The 1,792-nt window shown below is 68.0% G+C and carries 1 protein-coding gene; it reads right to left on the bottom strand.

All coding sequences use genetic code 11. The features are described 5' to 3' along the window. Nucleotides 1-69: 69 nt before the first annotated feature. A complete protein-coding gene (locus ABD732_RS18520; RefSeq protein WP_344786280.1) occupies nt 70-1,683 on the bottom strand; it encodes an HNH endonuclease signature motif containing protein in 1,614 nt (537 codons plus the stop codon). Nucleotides 1,684-1,792: the final 109 nt, after the last annotated feature.

The raw sequence follows: 1,792 nt of genomic DNA, 5'->3' as shown, positions 1-1,792 counted from the left end.
GGCATGGCTCACCGCCCCGGCGCCTGTTTGGTGTCGGGGTGGTGAGCGGAGTTGAGTCGTGCCTGGTGTTCAGGAGGCTCGTAGGAGGGTGATGCCGAGTCGGGCTTCGAGTTCCTTTTCGTGGCGGGAGCGGGAGTCGTTGGCCCGGATGGGGTCGTCGCCGGTGGTGGGGTGTGCGGGGATCGGTGGTGGTGCGTGGGCGCCGCGGGTGTTGATGAGTTCGGGGTGGTGGATGGGGTTGAGTTGGAAGGGGCCGGTGGTGGTGGTGGGGCGCCAGGTCATGCGTCCGGCGTTGGGTCCGTCTTGTTGGATGTTGGTTTCCCATTGGCCGGGGTGGGGGCCGACCCAGCGGTTGTGGCCGCCGCAGGCCGAGCCGAGGGCGTCGATGTCGGTGCGTCCATTGCGGGTCCAGTCGGGTGAGTGGTGGGCTTGGGTGCGGATGAAGGGGGCGTGGCAGCCGGGGGCGGTGCAGCCGCGGTCGCGGGCGAACAGCATCAGTCGTTGTGCTTTGGAGGCGAACCGGTGCTTCTTCGCTTTACCGAGGTACAACGGTTGTTGGGTGTGGTGACGGAACACGGCCAGGTACGGGACGGCCTGGTTTGTGGCGGCCAGCTCGATGAGGTCGGCCACGGGCAGCAGGGTGCCGGTGGTGGTCAATCCGACGCCGGCGTGGCGGGCCAGGTCCTGGTCGGAGACGGTGATGACCAACTCGGCGGGGATGCGGTCGGGGCGGCCGAGGCCGTAGTGGGCCAGGACGAAGTCGAGCATGGCTTCGAAGGCGTCGTGGTTGCGTTGATCAGGGCTGCGCTGATCGCGCAGGCGCGACTGTTCGAGCGCATCGTCGTCGTCGGGGGTGTCGGCGGGGTGGGGTGAGTGGGGGTCGGCGGGGTTGTTGATGCCGGGGGCGGCCCACCGGTTCAGCAGCAACTCCAGTTTCGCGCGGGCGGCGGGAGTCAACTGGCCGCCGAGGCGGGTCATGAGTTGGTCGTCTTGGCCGTGGAGGTAGAAGCTGCGTTGGCGTTGGCGGTCGTCGGGGTCGGTGTAGCGGCCGTCGGGGTCGATGTGGGCCAGGATGTGCAGTCCGACCCGGTTGAGGTCGCGGGGGCGCAGGGTGTGGGCGGCTTCGACGAGCTGGGTTTCGACGTCGGCTTTGACCTCGGGGCCCAGGCGGTCGGGGACTTTGTTGAGGATTTCGGCGATGACGAGGGTGTGGGCGGCCCCGATGACGCCGTCGGCGACGGCGTCGGCCGCGGCGGGCATGACCGGTTCGAGGCGTTGGCCGGTCAGGGCGGTGTGGCGGGGCAGGTGGTGGGCCAGGGTGGCGCGGCGGCGGGTTTCACCGATGTTGAGACGGTGACCGAGGCCGAGGTAGGTGCCCATGTCGAGGTAGCCGGCCAGGCGGTAGATCTGGCGGTCGCTGCATTCGAGGTACAGGTGCGCCGACAATCCGTCCAGGCGGCGGCGGAGGCGTTCGGAGACTTCGACCATCGCGGCCAGGTCGTGTTCGGCAGAGCCAGACAGTTCGGTGTCGGCGAGTTTGGCCGCGGCCGTGTCGATGATCTTCCACAGCAGTTCGGGCGAGTCCGGCAACTGGACGCCGGTGGTCTCGGCGAGGTCGTCGGGGGTCACCGGGGCCGCGGCGGCCGGGTCGTAGCCGAGGGGTTCGGCACTGCCTGCGATCATCGCTACACCTCCCCGTTTTCCCGATCACGAGTCGAACGTGTGTTCGTCTTTACTTCAGATTACGCCGCACATCTTGGTGGGTCAAGCACTTATTCGAAAATCTTTTCGA

The organism is Gordonia caeni (genome assembly GCF_039537105.1).
Classification (GTDB): domain Bacteria; phylum Actinomycetota; class Actinomycetes; order Mycobacteriales; family Mycobacteriaceae; genus Gordonia; species Gordonia caeni.
The sequence above is the reverse complement of the archived record's forward strand: the minus strand, read 5'-3'. Positions and strand labels throughout refer to the sequence as shown.

What these genes read in the sequence shown, in the direction of transcription:
- ABD732_RS18520 (WP_344786280.1), bottom strand. Translation starts at nt 1,683, where the DNA reads ATGATCGCAGGCAGTGCCGAACCCCTCGGCTACGACCCGGCCGCCGCG.